General features: G+C 61.0%; 19 protein-coding genes. 11 read left to right on the forward strand and 8 right to left on the reverse strand.

Annotated features, from left to right (window positions below):
* Positions 1-44: 44 nt before the first annotated feature.
* The 6 genes from ACI77I_RS14565 to ACI77I_RS14590 form a co-directional block, all read right to left on the reverse strand.
* Positions 45-236, reverse strand: coding sequence for a DUF1289 domain-containing protein (locus ACI77I_RS14565; RefSeq protein WP_094950824.1), 192 nt, complete (start codon positions 234-236; stop codon positions 45-47).
* Between the two features lie 104 nt (positions 237-340).
* Positions 341-736 carry a hypothetical protein gene (locus ACI77I_RS14570; protein ID WP_406997820.1) on the reverse strand — a complete coding sequence of 132 codons (396 nt, stop codon included), beginning with the start codon at positions 734-736 and terminating at the stop codon, positions 341-343.
* 170 nt (positions 737-906) lie between these two features.
* Positions 907-1875, reverse strand: coding sequence for an SMC-Scp complex subunit ScpB (gene scpB / locus ACI77I_RS14575; RefSeq protein ID WP_406997821.1), 969 nt, complete (start codon positions 1873-1875; stop codon positions 907-909).
* 12 nt (positions 1876-1887) lie between these two features.
* Positions 1888-2586 (reverse strand): ScpA family protein, encoded by a 699-nt coding sequence (locus ACI77I_RS14580; RefSeq protein WP_173667140.1) that lies wholly within the window; start codon positions 2584-2586, stop codon positions 1888-1890.
* 120 nt (positions 2587-2706) lie between these two features.
* Positions 2707-3336, reverse strand: a complete 630-nt coding sequence (locus tag ACI77I_RS14585; RefSeq protein ID WP_242156119.1) for an L-threonylcarbamoyladenylate synthase — start codon at positions 3334-3336, stop codon at positions 2707-2709.
* Positions 3337-3349: 13 nt separating this feature from the next.
* Entirely contained in the window at positions 3350-4213 is an 864-nt protein-coding gene (locus tag ACI77I_RS14590; protein ID WP_263273893.1) for a PHP domain-containing protein, read from the reverse strand.
* Between the two features lie 87 nt (positions 4214-4300).
* Between ACI77I_RS14590 and ACI77I_RS14595 the strand changes: the two genes are divergently transcribed.
* The 7 genes from ACI77I_RS14595 (at position 4301) to ACI77I_RS14625 (ending at position 9927) form a co-directional block, all read left to right on the forward strand.
* Positions 4301-4897: a septation protein A gene (locus ACI77I_RS14595; RefSeq protein WP_094950819.1), complete on the forward strand. Its 597-nt coding sequence runs from the start codon at positions 4301-4303 to the stop codon at positions 4895-4897.
* A gap of 1 nt (position 4898) precedes the next feature.
* Entirely contained in the window at positions 4899-5198 is a 300-nt protein-coding gene (locus ACI77I_RS14600) for a YciI family protein (protein WP_094950818.1), read from the forward strand.
* 120 nt (positions 5199-5318) lie between these two features.
* The gene (locus ACI77I_RS14605) at positions 5319-5726 is read left to right on the forward strand and encodes a translation initiation factor 2 (protein WP_406997822.1); all 408 of its coding nucleotides are present in this window, start codon (positions 5319-5321) and stop codon (positions 5724-5726) included.
* Between the two features lie 7 nt (positions 5727-5733).
* Entirely contained in the window at positions 5734-6411 is a 678-nt protein-coding gene (locus ACI77I_RS14610; RefSeq protein ID WP_406997823.1) for a response regulator transcription factor, read from the forward strand.
* Between the two features lie 249 nt (positions 6412-6660).
* Entirely contained in the window at positions 6661-7125 is a 465-nt protein-coding gene (locus ACI77I_RS14615; RefSeq protein ID WP_094950815.1) for an LTXXQ domain protein, read from the forward strand.
* A 68-nt stretch (positions 7126-7193) separates the two neighbouring features.
* Complete coding sequence (locus ACI77I_RS14620; RefSeq protein WP_094950814.1) at positions 7194-8537, forward strand: HAMP domain-containing sensor histidine kinase; 1344 nt, start codon at positions 7194-7196, stop codon at positions 8535-8537.
* 40 nt (positions 8538-8577) lie between these two features.
* Positions 8578-9927 carry a CoA transferase gene (locus ACI77I_RS14625; RefSeq protein ID WP_406997824.1) on the forward strand — a complete coding sequence of 450 codons (1350 nt, stop codon included), beginning with the start codon at positions 8578-8580 and terminating at the stop codon, positions 9925-9927.
* A 115-nt stretch (positions 9928-10042) separates the two neighbouring features.
* Here the strand turns inward: ACI77I_RS14625 and ACI77I_RS14630 are convergent, their stop codons facing one another.
* Together ACI77I_RS14630 and arcD (ACI77I_RS14635) are read right to left on the reverse strand one after the other, a co-directional pair.
* The gene (locus ACI77I_RS14630; RefSeq protein ID WP_406997825.1) at positions 10043-10906 is read right to left on the reverse strand and encodes a DNA-3-methyladenine glycosylase family protein; all 864 of its coding nucleotides are present in this window, start codon (positions 10904-10906) and stop codon (positions 10043-10045) included.
* Complete coding sequence (arcD, locus tag ACI77I_RS14635; protein WP_406997826.1) at positions 10903-12330, reverse strand: arginine-ornithine antiporter; 1428 nt, start codon at positions 12328-12330, stop codon at positions 10903-10905. The genes ACI77I_RS14630 and arcD (ACI77I_RS14635) overlap by 4 nt, the downstream gene beginning before the upstream one ends.
* Before the next feature lie 443 nt (positions 12331-12773).
* On the opposite strand from arcD (ACI77I_RS14635), the gene arcD (ACI77I_RS14640) reads away from it, so the two are divergent.
* From arcD (ACI77I_RS14640) to arcC, 4 genes are all read left to right on the forward strand, one after another.
* Positions 12774-14201, forward strand: coding sequence for an arginine-ornithine antiporter (gene arcD, locus ACI77I_RS14640; RefSeq protein ID WP_094950810.1), 1428 nt, complete (start codon positions 12774-12776; stop codon positions 14199-14201).
* A 40-nt stretch (positions 14202-14241) separates the two neighbouring features.
* Positions 14242-15498 (forward strand): arginine deiminase, encoded by a 1257-nt coding sequence (gene arcA, locus ACI77I_RS14645; protein WP_094950809.1) that lies wholly within the window; start codon positions 14242-14244, stop codon positions 15496-15498.
* A 69-nt stretch (positions 15499-15567) separates the two neighbouring features.
* Positions 15568-16578 carry an ornithine carbamoyltransferase gene (locus ACI77I_RS14650; RefSeq protein WP_094950808.1) on the forward strand — a complete coding sequence of 337 codons (1011 nt, stop codon included), beginning with the start codon at positions 15568-15570 and terminating at the stop codon, positions 16576-16578.
* Between the two features lie 182 nt (positions 16579-16760).
* Positions 16761-17690: a carbamate kinase gene (gene arcC / locus ACI77I_RS14655; RefSeq protein ID WP_094950807.1), complete on the forward strand. Its 930-nt coding sequence runs from the start codon at positions 16761-16763 to the stop codon at positions 17688-17690.
* The last annotated feature ends 9 nt before the right edge of the window (positions 17691-17699 follow it).

Below are 17699 nucleotides of genomic sequence, written 5' to 3' on the forward strand. Positions count from 1 at the left end.
CATAGCGCGCGTTACGCATCAGAGACTAGTCGATAACGCCCAAGTCATTTGCTTTTCCGCCGACCGGTGGCGCCCAGCGCCAGCAGCCGCAGCTCGGCTTCGGCCAGTACCGTGCGTTTGTCGACTTTGTCGAGTTTCTTCCAGGCGCGGATTTCGCCCTTGCTGCGGCCACAGCCGACGCAGATGTCGTCGCTGAATTTGCAGATGCTGATGCAAGGGTCTTTGGTGGAAATCATCGCTATAACTCTCGTTCCCACGCTACGCGTCACAAACGGACACAGAGCGTCCAGGCGGCGTTCCCACGCAGAGCGTGGGAACGATCAAAACACAGCGGCCTGTATCAGAGGCGCTTGACGCTGAATACCTTACCCGTCTTGGACAGTTTGCCTTGCCAGTCTTCTGCATTGCATTTCAACTTGACCCAGACCGGAATCGCAGTGCCGTCATCATCCTTGAATTCAGTGGGTTTGCATCCCTGAGGCAACGTGTTGGACGCACCGATCCACAGCGCGTCAGAGGAACCAGGGCGATAGTAAACGGCGCGTTCTACACCCGTAGGCCCGGCGCTCAGACCAATAGCGCCAGTGGGCGCGGCACCCGCGACAATGTTGACGCTGACGTCGCCACTGAATGGGTTGTACGTCGCTGCCACCGCATAAGCGCAGGTAAAAACAGCCGAACCGATTAAAGCCATCACGCCCAGCGAGGCAGTGATGCGTTGACGAGTAATTTTCATGAAGGGTCATCCAAGTCAAAAGAACGGGATTACGACCACCACGAATGAAACGGCACAGCCGTAATGGCGCTTAGCGAGTAAACGCCGCGCGTCACAACCAAACAACTGTCAGAACTAACAGGTAACACGCCTGCCACGCAGCTGGCTGACGGCTCGGCCCTGCGGGTGAGTCAGGGCTCAAACGAGCGGCGCTCGTTTTCGATGGCTTCGGCCAACGCTTGTGCTTCAGCCTCTTCGTCACTCAATTCGGGTTGCCCCAAGGCGGCGACAGCGGCCAGGAGCTTCTCGCGAGCTTCGGCCACACCGAGAATGTCTTCCTCAGGCTCGATTTCGGGTTCGGGTTCGGGTTCGGGTTCGGCCTCAGCTTCACTATCGACCTCAGGCTCGTTTTCAACGTTCACCTGAGTTTCAGGCTCAACCGCACCGTCACGCAGCAAGTCGTCGAAGTCGGTCTTGATCCCCTGCTCCATGTCGTCCAGTTCCAGCAACAAGGTGTGGAAGCTGGTTTCATCCTTTGGTTCTTCCGGCTCTGCCGTGGCGTCTGCCAGTTCCTGCAAGCTGGCCGGGACCGGCGCGTCGTCGAAGTCCAGCACCGGCTCAGTTTCCATCTCGCGCAGTTCGGCCAACGGCGGCAGGTCGTCGAGGTTTTTCAGGTTGAAGTGGTCGAGGAACACCTTGGTGGTGGCGAACATCGCCGGCTTGCCGGGCACGTCACGGTAGCCAACGATGCGGATCCACTCGCGCTCCAGCAGTGTCTTGACGATATGGCTGTTGACCGCCACGCCGCGCACGTCCTCGATCTCGCCCCGAGTGATCGGCTGGCGATAGGCGATCAACGCCATGGTCTCCAGCATTGCCCGTGAATAACGCTGCGGGCGCTCTTCCCACAAGCGACCGACCCACGGGGAAAACTTCTCACGAATCTGCAGGCGATAACCCGACGCCACTTCGCGCAACTCAAACGCACGGCCGTCGCAGGACTTGCGCAGGATTTCCAGGGCCTTCTTGAACACAGGCGGCTCAGGGCGCTCGGCCTCTTCAAAGAGTTCGAACAGGCGCTCCAGGGATTGCGGTTTACCCGAGGCCAGGAGAAAGGCTTCCAGCAGCGGCGCCAGTTCGCGGGGTTCAGTCAAATTCATCGATTCAGCTCTTTATTCGGCTCGCGCCCGCACGTGGATAGCCGCAAAAGGCTCATTCTGGACCAGCTCGACCAAGGATTCCTTGACCAGTTCAAGCACCGCCATAAAGGTCACCACCACCCCCAGACGCCCTTCTTCTTTGGTGAACAGCTCGACAAAGGGTACAAACCCGCCACCCTTGAGGCGTTCAAGCACATCGCTCATGCGCTCGCGGGTCGACAAGGCCTCGCGGCTGACCTGATGGCTTTCAAACATGTCGCCACGGCGCAGTACTTCGGCCATGGACATCAGCAATTCTTCCAGGCTCACGTCCGGCAATAGCTTGCGCGCCCGGGCTTCCGGGGCGTCGAGCTTGGGCACCACCACATCACGGCCAACGCGGCTCAAGCCGTCGATGCCTTCGGCAGCCGCCTTGAAGCGCTCGTACTCTTGCAGGCGGCGGATCAGTTCGGCGCGCGGGTCGTCTTCTTCGGCCTCGATGGTCTCCGAGCGCGGCAACAGCATGCGCGACTTGATCTCGGCGAGCATGGCGGCCATCACCAGGTACTCGGCGGCCAGCTCCAGGCGCACCGTCTGCATCAACTCGACATAGCCCATGTACTGGCGGGTAATTTCCGCCACGGGGATGTCGAGGATGTTGATGTTCTGTTTGCGGATCAGGTACAGCAGCAAGTCCAGCGGGCCTTCGAAGGCTTCAAGGAACACCTCCAGGGCGTCCGGCGGGATGTACAAATCCAGCGGCATTTCCAGGACTGCCTGGCCATAGACCATGGCAAAGGGCAGTTCCTGCTGGGCGCCGGCCTGGCTGTCGACAGTTTCCACCACCGACATTCAGGCCTCGACCATAAAGGGCGTCGGGTCGCCGCAGCCCACCCGCACGACTTCCGGCTCGCCATCGGCCAGGTTGATCACGGTGGAGGCTTTATTGCCGCCGTAGCCGCCGTCGATGATCAGGTCGACGTGTTTCTCCAGCAGGCGGCGCATTTCGTAAGGGTCGTACAACGGCTCTTCTTCGCCGGGCAGGATCAACGACACGCTCATCAACGGCTCACCCAGCTCAGCCAGCAACGCCAGGGCAATCGGATGTTCCGGCACGCGCAGGCCGATGGTGCGCTTCTTAGGGTGCAGCAACAGCCGCGGCACTTCGCGGGTGGCATTCAGAATAAAGGTGTAAGGCCCCGGCGTATGGGCTTTGAGCAGGCGGAAGGTGCCGGTGTCGACCTTGGCGAACAGGCCCAACTGGGACAAATCGCTGCAGATCAGCGCAAAGTTGTGGTTCTTGTCCAGGTTACGCAGGCGTCTGACCCGTTCAACCGCGTTCTTGTCGCCGATCTGGCAACCAATCGCGTAGGACGAGTCGGTTGGGTAGATCACCACGCCGCCGGCGCGAATGATCTCCACGGCCTGTTTAATCAGGCGCGCTTGCGGGTTTTCCGGATGAATCTGGAAGAATTGACTCACTTGCTCTACCTGTTCAGACGGTGGCAATAATGGGGTCATGCTTGAATCGCCCCCACAACAGCGGCAGGTCTTCCGGGACCTGGCGATACTCGCCAATCTCGGACCAGCCGCCTGGGCCATGAAAATCACTGCCGGCGCTGACCAGCAGACCAAATTCGCGCGCAAGAATCGCCAGGCTGCCCACCTGTTCGGCGGGTTGGTGCCCGTTGACCACTTCGATTGCGTGGCCACCCGCTCCAATATAGTCGGCAATCAGCTTGCGGCGCTTGCTGCGGGTGAAATCGTAATGCCAAGGATGCGCCAGGCTAACCCATGCCCCGGCGGCCCGCAGGGTGCCGACGGTGTCTTCCAGGGTCGGCCAGTGTTGCTTGACGTCACCCAACTTGCCGGCGCCCAGCCATTTGCGAAAGGCTTCGGCGCGGTCCTTAACAAAACCTTCACGCACCATCCAGTCGGCAAAGTGCGGCCGGGCCGGGGCATTGCCGCTGTCGCCCAGTTCCTGCTGGATGGCGCGGGCGCCATCGAGGGCATTGGGCATGCCTTTAAGGCCGAGCTTGCGGCTTATTTCTTCGGACCGCAGCCAGCGGCCATCGTGCAATTGGGCGATGGCTGCGACTAACGCTGGAGCGTTTTGATCAAAGCCGTAACCGAGCACATGAATAGTGGCGCCGCCCCAGGTGCAGGACAATTCCACGCCGTTGACCAGCTGCATGCCCAACGCATGCGCCGCCGTACGGGCCTCATCGAGGCCTTCGAGGGTGTCGTGGTCGGTCAACGACAGAACTCGCACGCCTTTTTCAAACGCACGCGCAACCAGTACCGCGGGCGCCAGGGCGCCGTCGGAGGCCGTGCTGTGGCAGTGCAAATCAACATTCACGGAAGTGTGTAACCTCAAGTCAGCTGGCGCTTTCGCTACCAAGGATGTTTGTTATTATGCCGCCACATCCAGCTTCTGGCTCTTACTGTGAAACAATTCATCGACTTCATCCCGCTGTTGCTGTTTTTCATCGTTTACAAACTCGACCCCAGGGTCATCGATATCGCCGGCCATGAGCTGAACGTCGGAGGCATCTACAGCGCCACCGCGGTGCTGATCATCAGCTCTTTGGTGGTCTACGGCGCCCTCTTCATCTCCCAACGCAAACTCGAGAAAAGCCAATGGCTGACCCTGGTCGCCTGCCTGGTCTTCGGCAGCCTGACCCTGGCCTTCCACAGCGAAACCTTCCTTAAATGGAAAGCCCCGGTGGTGAACTGGCTGTTCGCCCTGGCGTTTATCGGCAGCCACTTCATCGGTGATCGCCTGCTGATCAAGCGGATCATGGGCCACGCGTTGACCCTGCCGGAGCCGGTGTGGACACGTTTGAACGTGGCCTGGGTCGTGTTTTTCCTGTTCTGCGGCGCCGCCAACCTGTTCGTGGCCTTTACCTTCCAAGACTACTGGGTTGACTTCAAGGTGTTCGGCAGCCTGGGCCTGACCGTATTGTTCCTAATCGGCCAGGGCATCTACCTGTCGCGCCACCTGCATGACACCGACCCTACTACGCCGAAAACCGAGGACTGACATGCTCTACGCCATCATTGCTACCGACGTTGCCAACTCGCTGGAAAAACGCCTGAGCGTGCGCCCGGCTCACGTGGAGCGCCTCAAAGTACTGCAAGCCGAAGGCCGCCTGGTGCTGGCCGGTCCGCACCCGGCAGTGGACAGCAATGACCCAGGCGCGGCGGGTTTCACCGGTAGCTTGATCATCGCCGAGTTCGCCTCCCTCGCCGACGCTCAAGCCTGGGCCAAGGCCGACCCGTATATCGCGGCGGGTGTCTACGCGGATGTGGTGATCAAGCCGTTTAAGCAAGTCCTGCCTTAAACAAGCTTTCTTGAGTAAAGTCGCGCCGAAGCAATTGCGTTCGGCGCGCTCCTAATTGCTCATTATTCTGGGTAACCTGCCGACAACGTTCTGAATATTCGTGTGGAATCAGGAGTTCCGATGCGCTTACGTCAGTTGTGTCTGTTGGCAGTGTTAACGATCGGGGCTACGACCCACGCTGAAGAAACCTCGAACACCGGCAGTTCCACGCCCTTGTCTTTGAGTGCCGGCAGCCAGATCACCGAATTGCAGCAACGTTTGAAAGAAAGCGAACGCCTGCGTGAAGCGTTGAGCAAGCAACTGCAAACCGCAGACGCTGCCCGCGAAAGCGCCCAACTGAATCGCTTGCGCCAGGAGAACCAACGCCTGGCCCAGCAACTCAAAGAAACACAGGGCGGCGCCTTGACCCGCTGGCTGACCGAGCAACAGCAGTGGTTTGTCACCGGTGGGGCCGTCGCACTGATCGCGTTGCTGTGCGGGATCTTCGCCAGCGGTGGGCACCGTCGCCGTCGACAATGGCTAAATTGAGTGAGTCATGAGCGAGCTGTTACTGATAGATGATGACCAGGAGCTCTGTGAGCTGCTGACCAGTTGGCTGAGCCAGGAAGGTTTCCAGGTGCGCGCCTGCCACGACGGCTTGAGCGCGCGCAAAGCCTTGGCCGACAGCGTCCCGGCGGCGGTGGTGCTTGACGTGATGCTGCCAGACGGCAGTGGCCTGGAGTTGCTTAAACAGCTGCGCAACGACCACCCGGACTTGCCGGTGCTGATGCTCTCGGCCCGTGGTGAGCCGCTGGACCGCATCCTCGGCCTGGAACTGGGTGCCGATGATTACCTGGCCAAGCCCTGCGACCCGCGCGAACTGACTGCGCGCCTACGTGCCGTGCTGCGCCGCAGCCACCCGACCGCCGTGTCGACCCAGCTGGAACTGGGCGACCTGTGCTTTAGCCCAGTGCGCGGTGTGGTCACCATCGATGAACAGGAATTCGCCCTCACCGTCTCCGAAAGCCGCCTGCTCGAAGCCTTGCTGCGCCAGCCCGGCGAGCCGCTGGACAAGCAGGAACTGGCGCAGATCGCCCTGGGCCGCAAGCTGACCCTTTACGATCGCAGCCTGGACATGCACGTCAGCAACCTGCGCAAGAAGATCGGCCCACACCCGGATGGCCGGCCACGGATCGTGGCGTTGCGTAGTCGCGGGTACTACTACAGCCTCTGAACGCAACACCGCTCCCCTGTGGGAGCTGGCTTGCCTGCGATGGCATCAACTGGGTGCCACTGAAAAACCGAGGTGTCCGCATCGCAGGCAAGCCAGCTCCCACAATTAATCGCCTGCGGCTCAATGGTTTTGTCAGCCCCCACCAAAACCCTCTTTACCCAAGCTTTACCCTCACCTGACCGCCGCTGACCTTGATCTGCGTAACCTACTCACATCCGGACTCACCGGAATAGAGACAGGAGAATCACCATGCGCAAGACCCTTATCGCTTTGATGTTCGCCGCTGCCCTGCCAACCATCGCCATGGCCGCCATGCCAGAAGGCCCAGGCCCGATGGGCGGCCCTGAAGGCCACATGATGGGTGGCCCAGGCCACGGCGGCGAACACGGTCCGCGTGGCAAAGGCGGCCCCTTCAGCCAGCTCGACCTGAGCCGCGAACAACGCCAGCAAATCGGCAAACTGATGGGCGACCAATGGCACGCTCGCAAAGACCTGGTCAAAAAGTACCTGGACAAACTCCCAGCCGCAGACCAGAAAGCCATGCAGGACGAAATCGCCGCTGGCAAGCAAAAAACCCAGGCCGACATCCGCGCCGTGCTGAAACCCGATCAACAGAAGAAATTCGACGAGATCGTCAAGAAACAAGCCGAACGTCGCGCCGAGTGGAAGGAATTCCAAGCCTGGAAAGCCCAGCAGCCGCAAAAAGCGCAATAATGCGCGAGCGTTAACTCCCCCAGCCCAGTGGCTCACGCCGCTGGGCTTTTCCTGTTTGAGGGTTTCCTGTGCGTTCATTGTTCTGGCGCATCCTGGCCAGTTTCTGGCTGGCCATCGCCCTGGTTGCCGGGCTGTCGATCCTGCTTGGGCACATGCTCAACCAGGACGCCTGGATTCTCAGCCGCCACCCCGGCCTCAACAACCTGGCGCAAGAGTGGACGCAACTCTACGAAGCCCAGGGCGAGGACGCGGCCCAGGATTTGCTGCAACAACGCAAACGCCAGTACCACATCGACGTGCAAGTGCTGAATGAAAGCGGCGAGCCGGTGGTGCGCGGCACCTTCCCCCGGCGCGCCGCAGCCTTCGAGGCGCGCCAGAATGACAGCCAGGACGGCCACCTGCCCTGGCGCCGCTTGACCGCCGAGTACACCAGCGAGAAAACCGGCGACACCTACCTGCTGATCTACCGCATCCCACACCCGGAACTGGACGCCTGGCACCGCAGCAGCCTGCTCTGGCCGCTGAGCGCGCTGGCGATTGCGCTGGTGGTACTGACCCTGTTCAGCCTGCTGGTGACGCTGTCCATCACCCGCCCACTCAGCCGCCTGCGCGGCGCGGTGCATGACTTGGGCCAGACCACCTACCAGCAAAACAGCCTGGCGCGCCTGGCCAACCGGCGCGATGAGTTCGGCGTCTTGGCCACCGACTTCAACCGCATGGGCGCACGCCTGCAAAGCCTGATCGGCAGCCAGCGCCAGTTGCTGCGCGACGTGTCCCATGAACTGCGCTCGCCCCTGGCCCGTTTGCGCATCGCCCTGGCGTTGGCCGAACGCGCCAGCCCCGAAGAACGCGAAAGACTCTGGCCACGCCTGACCCGTGAATGTGATCGCCTGGAAGCCTTGATCAGCGAAATCCTGGTGCTGGCCCGCGTCGATGCCGACAACGCCAGTGCCGAAGACGTGGACCTCAACACGCTGCTCAAGACCCTGCAAAAGGACGCCCAGCTGAGCGCGCCCGACCAGACGGTGCAACTGACCGCCGACAACGAACTGCTACTCAAGGGCTGGCCGACCATGATCGAACGCGCGGTGGATAACCTCCTGCGCAACGCCCAGCGCTTCAACCCGCAGGGCTTGCCGATCGAGTTACGCGCGCAGTGCCAAGGCGAGCGAATTCTGATCAGCGTGCGTGACCATGGCCCCGGTGTCGACGCCGAACACCTGAACCAACTGGGCGAGCCGTTTTACCGCGCCCCCGGCCAAACGGCCCAAGGCCACGGCCTGGGGCTGGCGATTGCCAGGCGTGCGGCGGAACGCCATGGCGGCAGCCTGATCCTGGCCAACCACCCCGACGGTGGTTTTATCGCCAGCATCGACCTGCCGTTGGCGCCGGGGGTTGTCACACCGGTGTGAGGATCTTCTATAGTGGCCCTTCTCTTACGGAGGGCCTTTGATGACTGACCTGCTGACTCCCATCCAAGCCGCACTCGACCTACCACACACCCCATTGACCTTCACAGAGGCTGGCGCCTTGCCCTCGGCCTTTGCCGTGACCGAACTGGCCAGTGCCAGCCTCGGCGCTGCCGGCCAGGCCATCGCCGAATTGATCCGCCAACAGACCGGGCGTTTGCCCAGCGTCAGTATGGACCGGCGCCTCGCCTCCTTCTGGTTCTCGTCCTCGATTCGCCCCGTGGGCTGGCAAACGCCGCCGTTATGGGACCCGGTAGCCGGTGACTACGCCAGCGCCGATGGCTGGATTCGTTTACACACCAATGCGCCGCACCACCGAGCCGCCGCCGAGCGCGTATTGGGCAAGGTCAATGACCGCGCCGAGATGGCCAGCAACGTTGCGACATGGAACGCCGCCGAACTGGAACAGGCGATTGTCGAGGCCGGCGGCTGCGCGGCGCAGATGCGTTCATGGCAGGCCTGGCAAACCCATCCCCAAGGGTTGGCGGTGAATACCGAAGCGCTGGTGCAGCGCCAGACCTTCGACCCCACCACCGACAAACCCTGGCTCGGCTCGGTAGCGCGCCCGCTGGCGGGCATTAAAGTGCTGGACTTGACCCGCGTGCTGGCCGGCCCCGTGGCCAGTCGTTTCCTCGCGGGGCTGGGCGCCGATGTGCTGCGCATCGACTCACCGACCTGGAACGAACCCGGCGTAGTGCCGGAAATGACCCTGGGCAAACGCTGCGCACGCCTCGACCTGAAAAGCCCCGAAGGCCGACAAGTGTTTGAAAGCTTGCTCAAGTCCGCCGACATTCTGTTCCACGGCTACCGCGCCGACGCCCTTGAGCAACTGGGCTACACCGCCGCTAAACTGCAAACCCTCGCCCCCGGCCTGATCGACGTAAGCCTCAACGCCTATGGCTGGAGCGGCCCGTGGCGCAATCGGCGCGGCTTCGACAGCCTGGTACAGATGAGCAGCGGGATTGCCGACGCGGGCATGGCCTGGAAACACGCGGACAAACCGGTGCCGCTGCCGTTGCAGGCGTTGGATCATGCCACTGGGTATTTGATGGCGGCCAGTGCGATTCAGGCGTTGAGCGAACGCTTGAACACCGGGCGTGGCGGCGCGGCGCGGTTATCATTGGCGCGTACGGCGAAGTTGCTGGTGGAGGCCGGGCAAGTGCCGGAGCAGCCGACGTTGCGGGCCGAAGAACCGAGTGATCAAGGTGTGGTGGAGGAGCAGACGGCGTGGGGCCTGGCCCATCGGTTGCTGGCGCCGGTGAGCATCAGTGGTACGCCGTTGCAGTGGGATTTACCGGCGGGGGAATTGGGTTCACATCGGGCTCAGTGGTGACTTGAAGTCCGCTATCGCAGGCAAGCCAGCTCCCACCGTTGACCGAGTACCGTTCAGACAACTCGGTCAACGGTGGGAGCCGGGCTTGCCCGCGATAAGGCCCTCCCAGGCGCCACTAATCCACCCGGCTCAACGACGTCCACAAATGCTGCGCCGCATACGCCCTCAACGGCCGCCACGCCTCAGCCCGCGCCAGCAACTCGCGCGCGCTGACCGGCCCACCTTCCAGCGCCGCCAACGCATTGATCAAGCCAATATCCCCTGACGCAAACGCATCCGGCTCACGCAACTGGCGCATGGCGATGTACTGCGCCGTCCAGTCACCAATCCCCGGCAAGGCCACCAACCGCGCCACGCCTTCCTGGAGGCTGGCCTTGGGCTCAAACAGCTGCGAATCATCCAACAACGCCTGGGCCACCCCGGACAAGGTGCGCCCCCGTGCTTTCGGCATTCCCAGCGTGGCCAAATCCGCCGCCGCCAAAACTTCAGCCGTCGGGAAAACGTGCGTGATACCGGCGTATGGGGTTTGCAATGACTGGCCATACTGGGCCACCAACTTGCCCGCCAGGCGAATCGCCGCGACCACCGTGATCTGCTGGCCCAGGACTGCGCGAATTGCCAGTTCCAACCCGTCCCAAGTGCCTGGCACGCGCAGGCCGGGGCGGGCCGCAACCAACTGCGCCATCAGCGGGTCAACAGCCAATTGCGCATTGATCAACTCGGGCTGGGCATCCAGATCGAACATAGCCCTCAGGCGCCGCTCGATCTCGGGCAGCGCCGCAGCGTCAGGAAACTCAACATCCACTTCCAGCCAGTCGCCCGCGCCCGGCGCCACGCTGATCCAGCCGAGCAGCCCATTCACGCTGATACTGCGCCGATAGACGCCAGCCTCAACAGTCTCCAACCCCGTGATCGCCCGCGCCGACAAAAAGCCCACCATCGCCGCCCAGTCATAGGGCGCCTGATACGCCAGTCTCACAACGACAACACCCCGCTATACAGCCCATACGCCGCCAGCCCCGCGCCCGCGACCACGCAGCTGAAAATGCCTTTTTCCACGTGGGTAAACAAGGGCTGGCCCTGCTCGCGCTTGGCCAGGGCAAACAGGATCACACCGGGCGCATACAGCAGCGCCGAGAGCATCAGGTACTTCAGGCCCCCTGCGTAGAGCAGCCACAGCGCATAAACCAGCGCGATCAGGCCCACCAGCAAGTCCTGCATGCGCTGGCGCCGGGCGCCTTCATAGGTTTCGCCGCGCCCGCTGAGCAGCACGGCATACGCCGCCGACCACAGGTACGGCACCAGAATCATCGACGAGGCCAGGTAAATCAGCGTGGTGTAGGTGCTGTGGGAAAACAGCGTGATCACCAGAAAGATCTGGATCATTACATTGGTCAGCCACAGCGCGTTGACCGGCACCTGGTTGGCGTTTTCCTTCTTCAGGAAGGCCGGCATGGTCTTGTCATGGGCGGTGGCGTAGAGGATTTCCGCACACAGCAGCGCCCAGGACAGCAAGGCGCCGAGCAACGAAACCGCCAGGCCGATGCTGATCGCCATCGCGCCCCACGGCCCGACGATATGTTCCAGCACACCCGCCAGGGACGGGTTTTGCAATTGCGCCAACTCCGGCTGGCTCATGATCCCCAGGGACAACACATTCACCAGCACCAGCAGCGCCAGCACCCCAAGAAACCCTATAACCGTGGCCCGGCCGACGTCCGAACGTTTCTCGGCCCGCGCCGAATACACGCTGGCGCCCTCGATACCAATAAATACAAATACGGTGACCAGCATCATGTTGCGCACTTGATCAACCACGCTGCCGAATTGCGGGTTGCCCAGGCCCCAGATATCGCGAGTGAAGATATCGGCTTTGAACGCCACGGCGGCGATGACCACAAACATCACCAACGGCACAATCTTCGCCACGGTAGTGATCTGGTTGATGAACGCCGCCTCCTTGATCCCGCGCATCACCAGAAAATGCACAGCCCACAGCAACAGCGACGCGCAGCCGATGGCAACCGGCGTATTGCCCTGGCCGAACACTGGGAAAAAGTAGCCGAGGGTGCTGAACAGCAACACTAAGTAACCGACATTGCCCATCCACGCGCTGATCCAATAACCCCAGGCCGACGAGAACCCCATGTAATCGCCAAACCCGGCCTTGGCGTAGGCATACACCCCGGAATCCAACTCGGGTTTACGGTTGGCCAGGGTCTGGAACACGAACGCCAGGGTCAGCATGCCCACGGCGGTGATCACCCAGCCGATCAACACGGCGCCCACCTCGGCGCGCGCGGCCATGTTCTGCGGCAAAGAGAAAATCCCCCCGCCGATCATCGAACCCACCACCAGCGCGATCAGCGCGCTGAGTTTGAGCTTTGGGGCCGGTTGAGACATGCAAACTCCTGAATAAATAACAATTGAGCTAACAAGCGTGCACTCAACTAATTAATTCAGCGAGTGTAGCGTTTATTAAAGACAGCGATAAAACCGTCAGCTCATAACGCATTGGTATGACTGTTTATGAAGTTTAGGTTTATTTAGATTTTAAATAAGGCAGGCACTTTGCCAGCCTCTGACTATTTGGTAACCCGTCCCGAAATAGATTGCACATTCAGCAGAAAGGGCTAGTTTCAACAGTCCACTCTCTTGACGACATGATCACTGCAACGCAGAAGCGCTCTGGAACGCGCTTTTGCGAGGAAAAGTATCGCCCCAGGATTTTACTCCTAAGTCATTAATTCACAATGGAATGTGCCAATGACCTGATCTAAGTCAGCTGTTCGAACAGCGCACGGAATTATTCTGTGGTCTCTCTTCTCCTGCATTGGAGTCATGCAATGTCTGAATCTCCCGGAAAACTTCGATTAGGCGCACTGGTTGCACTGGTCGTGGGCTCAATGATTGGTGGCGGAATCTTCTCACTGCCGCAAAACATGGCCGCCAGCGCCGACGTGGGTGCGGTGTTGATCGGTTGGGTGATTACCGCCATCGGCATGCTGACCCTCGCCTTCGTGTTCCAGACCCTGGCCAACCGCAAACCTGACCTCGACGGCGGCGTGTACGCCTACGCCAAGGCCGGCTTCGGCGACTACATGGGTTTCTCGTCCGCCTGGGGCTACTGGATCAGCGCCTGGTTGGGCAACGTCGGTTACTTCGTGTTGCTGTTCAGCACCCTCGGTTACTTCTTTCCGATCTTTGGCGAAGGCAATACCCCGGCGGCAGTGATTGGCGCCTCGGTGTTGCTGTGGGCCGTGCATTTTCTGGTGCTGCGCGGGATCAAGGAAGCCGCGTTCATCAACCTGGTGACCACCGTCGCCAAGATCGTGCCGCTGGTGCTGTTCGTGTTGATCGCGCTGTTCGCGTTCAAGCTGGATATCTTCACCGCTGACATCTGGGGCGTGAAAAACCCGGACCTGGGCAGTGTGATGAACCAGGTGCGCAACATGATGCTGGTCACCGTGTGGGTGTTCATCGGCATCGAAGGCGCGAGCATCTTCTCCTCCCGTGCAGAAAAACGCAGTGACGTGGGCAAGGCCACCGTGATCGGCTTTATCACCGTGCTGCTGTTCCTGATGCTGGTGAACGTATTGTCCCTGGGGATCATGACCCAGCCGGAACTGGCCAAGCTGCAGAACCCGTCGATGGCGGCCGTGCTTGAGCATGTGGTCGGCCACTGGGGCGCGGTATTGATCAGCGTCGGCTTGATCATCTCGCTGCTCGGCGCACTGCTGTCGTGGGTGTTGCTGTGTGCGGAGATCATGTTCGCCGCTGCCAAAGACCACACCATGCCGGAGTTTTTGCGCCGCGAGAACGCCAACCATGTGCCGGCCAACGCCCTGTGGCTGACCAACGCCATGGTGCAGATTTTCCTGGTGATTACGCTGTTCTCCGCCAGCACTTACCTGTCGCTGATCTACCTCGCCACCTCGATGATCCTGGTGCCTTACCTCTGGTCGGCGGCTTACGCCCTGCTGCTGGCGGTGCGCGGTGAGACCTACGAAAACGCCCTGCGCGAACGCAAGAAAGACCTGTTCATCGGCGCCATCGCGTTGATCTATGCGGTCTGGCTGCTCTACGCCGGCGGCACCAAATACCTGCTGCTCTCCGCCCTGCTCTACGCCCCCGGCGTGATCCTGTTCGCCAAGGCCAAGCATGAACTGGGCAAACCGATTTTCACCAACGTCGAGAAGCTGATTTTCGCCGCCGTCGTCATTGGCGCCCTGGTGGCTGCTTATGGCCTCTACGACGGCTTCTTGACTCTGTAGCTCTTATCTAAAGAAAGCTTTGTTCACTGGAGGATCTGTAATGACCACGGAAAAAGTGAAGTACGGCGTACATTCCGAAGCCGGCAAACTGCGCAAAGTCATGGTGTGCTCCCCAGGTTTGGCCCACCAGCGGCTGACCCCCAACAACTGCGATGAACTGCTGTTCGATGACGTGCTGTGGGTGGCCCAGGCCAAGCGCGACCATTTCGACTTCGTCACCAAGATGCGCGAGCGGGACATTGATGTGCTGGAAATGCACAACCTGCTGACCGATATCGTCGCCATCCCCGAAGCCCTGGACTGGATCCTGGAACGCAAGATCACCGCGAATACGGTGGGCCTGGGCCTGGTCGATGAAGTCGGCTCCTGGTTGCGCAGCCTGGAACCGCGCAAAATCAGCGAGTACCTGATTGGTGGCGTGTCGGCCGATGACCTGCCGAGCAGCTTCGGTGGCAAAACCATCGAGATGTTCCGCGACTTCCTCGGCCACTCAAGTTTCATTCTGCCGCCGCTGCCCAACACCCAGTTCACCCGCGACACCACCTGCTGGATCTATGGCGGCGTGACGCTCAACCCGATGTACTGGCCGGCGCGACGTCAGGAAACCCTGCTGGCCTCGGCCATCTACAAATTCCACCCCGAGTTCACCAACGCGGACTTCCAGATCTGGTACGGCGACCCCGACCAGGAACACGGTGCCGCCACGCTGGAAGGCGGCGACGTGATGCCTATCGGCAATGGCGTCGTGTTGATCGGCATGGGTGAACGCTCGTCCCACCAGGCCATTGGCCAACTGGCGCGTAACCTGTTCAAAAACAAAGCCGTGGAACGCGTGATCGTTGCCGGCCTGCCGAAATCCCGCGCGGCGATGCACCTGGACACCGTGTTCAGCTTCTGCGACCGCGACCTGGTCACCATCTTCCCCGAAGTGGTCAACCAGATCGTGCCCTTCACTCTGCGCCCTGATGAAAGCAAGCCACACGGCATCGATATTCAACGGGAGAAAACCAACTTCCTCGAAACCGTGGCCGCCGCACTCAACCTCAAGGCCCTGCGTGTCGTCGAAACCGGCGGCAACAGCTTCGCCGCCGAACGCGAGCAGTGGGACGACGGCAACAACGTGGTCGCCCTGGAGCCAGGCGTGGTGATCGGCTACGACCGCAACACCTACACCAACACCTTGCTACGCAAGGCCGGTGTGGAAGTCATCACCATCAGCGCCGGTGAACTCGGCCGCGGCCGTGGCGGCGGCCACTGCATGACCTGCCCGATCATCCGCGACCCAATCGACTACTAACTTTCAGGCCTTGGCCGCCGCTCACAAGGCGCCGGCCAAGGGGATAACCTAAACAGAAGGAGATCCACCATGGCTTTTAACATGCGCAACCGCAGCCTGCTCTCGCTGATGCACCACACCACGCGCGAGCTGAACTACCTGCTGGACCTGTCCCGCGACCTCAAGCGCGCCAAATACACCGGCACCGAGCGTCCGCACCTGCAGGGCAAAAACATCGCGCTGATCTTCGAAAAAACCTCGACCCGCACCCGTTGCGCGTTCGAAGTGGCGGCCCATGACCAAGGCGCCCACGTCACCTACATCGACCCGGTGTCGTCGCAGATCGGCCACAAAGAAAGCATGAAAGACACCGCCCGCGTACTCGGCCGCATGTTCGATGCGATTGAATACCGTGGCTTTGAGCAGGAAATCGTCGAAGAGCTGGCCAAGTTCGCCGGTGTGCCGGTGTTCAACGGCCTCACCGCCGAATTCCACCCAACCCAAATGATCGCCGACACCCTGACCATGCGCGAGCACAGCGACAAGCCGCTGCACGACATCAGCTACGCCTACCTGGGCGACGCGCGCTACAACATGGGCAACTCGCTGTTGATGATCGGCGCCAAGCTGGGCATGGACGTGCGCATCGGCGCGCCAAAAGCGCTGTGGCCGCATGAAGATTTCATCAAGCAGTGCCAGGCGTTTGCCATCGAAAGCGGCGCGCGCATCACCATCACCGAAGACCCGAAAGAAGCGGTGAAAGGCGTGGACTTCATCCACACCGACATCTGGGTGTCGATGGGCGAGCCGGTGGAAGCGTGGGACGAACGAATCGAGCAACTGCTGCCGTACCAGGTCAACGCCAAGATGATGAAAGCCTCGGGCAACCCTCGAGTGAAATTCATGCACTGCCTGCCGGCGTTTCATAACAGCGAAACCAAGGTCGGCAAGGACATCGCCGCGCGTTATCCGAACCTGGCCAATGGCGTGGAAGTGACCGAAGACGTGTTCGAGTCGCCGGCCAACATCGCGTTTGAGCAGGCGGAAAACCGCATGCATACCATCAAGGCGATTCTGGTGTCGGCGCTCGCGGATATCTAACTCAACACCGCTCCCACTGTTGGAACACGGTCAATGTGGGAGCTGGCTTGCCTGCGATGCAGACGCCTAGGTAGTTCAGATGTACCGAGGTGATGCCATCGCGGGCAAGCCCGGCTCCCACACAAGCCCGCTCCCACATTTTGTCCTGTGGTCACAAAGCTAAATTCTAGAAGGATTGCATTATGCGTATCGTCGTTGCACTGGGCGGTAACGCCCTGCTCCGCCGTGGTGAACCCATGACTGCGGACAACCAACGCACCAACATCCGAATCGCCACCGAACAGATCGCCAAGATCCACCCCGGCAACGAGCTGGTGATCGCCCACGGCAATGGCCCGCAAGTCGGCCTGCTGTCGTTGCAGGCGGCGGCCTACACCAGCGTGTCGCCCTACCCGCTTGACGTGCTGGGCGCCGAAACCGAAGGCATGATCGGCTACATCATCGAACAGGAACTGGGCAACCTGCTGGACTTCGAAGTGCCGTTCGCGACCTTGCTGACCCAGGTAGAAGTGGACCCCAAGGACCCGGCCTTCCAGAACCCGACCAAGCCCATCGGCCCGGTGTATTCCAAAGCCGAAGCCGAAAAACTCGCCGCCGAAAAAGGCTGGGCCATCGCCCCGGACGGCGATAAATATCGCCGCGTGGTTGCCAGCCCACGCCCGAAACGCATCTTTGAAATTCGCCCGATCAAGTGGTTGCTGGAAAAAAGCGCCATTGTTATCTGCGCCGGTGGCGGCGGGATTCCAACCCTGTATGGCGAAGACGGCAAGCTGCGCGGCATTGAAGCGGTGATCGACAAGGACCTGTGTTCATCGCTGCTGGCCGCGCAACTGGACGCCGATTTGCTGGTGATCGCCACCGACGTCAACGCTGCGTTTATCGACTTCGGCAAGCCGACCCAAAAGGCCATCGGCCAGGCCCACCCCGACGAAATGGAAAAACTCGGCTTCGCCGCCGGCTCCATGGGCCCGAAGGTGCAAGCCGCCTGCGAGTTCGCCCGCCAGACTGGCAAAACTGCCGTCATCGGTTCACTCTCGGACATCGAAGCCATCGTCCAGGGCAGCGCCGGCACGCGCATCAGCACGGCAAAACCTGGCATCACCTACCTGTGAAGTAGAGGA

Source organism: Pseudomonas sp. D47, from assembly GCF_045447305.1.
GTDB lineage: Bacteria > Pseudomonadota > Gammaproteobacteria > Pseudomonadales > Pseudomonadaceae > Aquipseudomonas.

Coding starts and splice junctions, on each gene's coding strand:
- ACI77I_RS14600 (WP_094950818.1), top strand. CDS start 4,899: ATGCTCTACGCCATCATTGCTACCGACGTTGCCAACTCGCTGGAAAAA.
- arcD (WP_094950810.1), top strand. CDS start 12,774: ATGTCTGAATCTCCCGGAAAACTTCGATTAGGCGCACTGGTTGCACTG.
- arcA (WP_094950809.1), top strand. CDS start 14,242: ATGACCACGGAAAAAGTGAAGTACGGCGTACATTCCGAAGCCGGCAAA.
- arcD (WP_406997826.1), bottom strand. CDS start 12,330: ATGTCTCAACCGGCCCCAAAGCTCAAACTCAGCGCGCTGATCGCGCTG.
- ACI77I_RS14615 (WP_094950815.1), top strand. CDS start 6,661: ATGCGCAAGACCCTTATCGCTTTGATGTTCGCCGCTGCCCTGCCAACC.
- ACI77I_RS14565 (WP_094950824.1), bottom strand. CDS start 236: ATGATTTCCACCAAAGACCCTTGCATCAGCATCTGCAAATTCAGCGAC.
- ACI77I_RS14625 (WP_406997824.1), top strand. CDS start 8,578: ATGACTGACCTGCTGACTCCCATCCAAGCCGCACTCGACCTACCACAC.
- ACI77I_RS14650 (WP_094950808.1), top strand. CDS start 15,568: ATGGCTTTTAACATGCGCAACCGCAGCCTGCTCTCGCTGATGCACCAC.
- ACI77I_RS14610 (WP_406997823.1), top strand. CDS start 5,734: ATGAGCGAGCTGTTACTGATAGATGATGACCAGGAGCTCTGTGAGCTG.
- ACI77I_RS14605 (WP_406997822.1), top strand. CDS start 5,319: ATGCGCTTACGTCAGTTGTGTCTGTTGGCAGTGTTAACGATCGGGGCT.
- ACI77I_RS14570 (WP_406997820.1), bottom strand. CDS start 736: ATGAAAATTACTCGTCAACGCATCACTGCCTCGCTGGGCGTGATGGCT.
- scpB (WP_406997821.1), bottom strand. CDS start 1,875: ATGAATTTGACTGAACCCCGCGAACTGGCGCCGCTGCTGGAAGCCTTT.
- arcC (WP_094950807.1), top strand. CDS start 16,761: ATGCGTATCGTCGTTGCACTGGGCGGTAACGCCCTGCTCCGCCGTGGT.